The sequence below is a fragment of the Cellulomonas endophytica genome (genome assembly GCF_004123805.1).
Taxonomy (GTDB): domain Bacteria; phylum Actinomycetota; class Actinomycetes; order Actinomycetales; family Cellulomonadaceae; genus Cellulomonas; species Cellulomonas endophytica.
On record NZ_RWJX01000174.1, the window covers coordinates 1 to 703 of the forward strand.

A 703-nucleotide genomic window follows, 5' to 3' on the forward strand; every position below is an offset into this window, starting at 1 on the left:
CCCCCCTGCGCATCGAGCTCATGGGCGCCGGGACGCACCCCTTCGCGCGGTGGGACCAGCAGCGCGTCACGGACAAGCAGCGCTACGCCACCCTCATCGACCGCACGCAGTGGTGGGGCCGGCAGATGCTCATCTACGGCGTGCACGTGCACGTCGGGGTCGAGGACCGCGCGAAGGTCCTGCCCCTCCAGCGCGCCATGCTCACGGTGTTCGGCCTCGTCCAGTCGCTGTCGTCCTCGTCGCCCTTCTGGGACGGGTCCGACACGGGGTACGCGTCCAACCGCGCCCTGCTGTTCCAGCAGCTGCCCACCGCGGGCCTGCCCTTCCCCTTCGACCGGTGGGAGCAGCTCGAGCAGTACGTCGGGGACATGCTCCACACGGGCGTCATCGAGGGGTTCGACGAGGTGCGCTGGGACGTGCGCCCCGCCCCGCGCTTCGGCACGCTCGAGATGCGCATCGCCGACGGCGCCTCAAACCTCCTCGAGGTCGGGGCGATCTCCGCGCTGACGCACTGCCTCGTCGAGCACTTCTCCCAGCGGCTGGACGCGGGCGAGACCCTGCCGACCCTGCCGCCCTGGTTCGCGCAGGAGAACAAGTGGCGCGCGGCGCGCTACGGGATGGACGCCATCCTCATCACGGACGCCGGGGGCGCGGAGGAGCTCGTCACGGACTCCGTGTCCCGGTGGCTGCGCGTGCTGGAGCC

At 71.7% G+C, this 703-nt stretch carries 1 protein-coding gene; it reads left to right on the forward strand.

The features are described 5' to 3' along the window. Positions 1–703 (forward strand): YbdK family carboxylate-amine ligase (locus EJA20_RS18515; protein ID WP_129339955.1); only part of this gene is annotated, 703 nt, incomplete at both ends.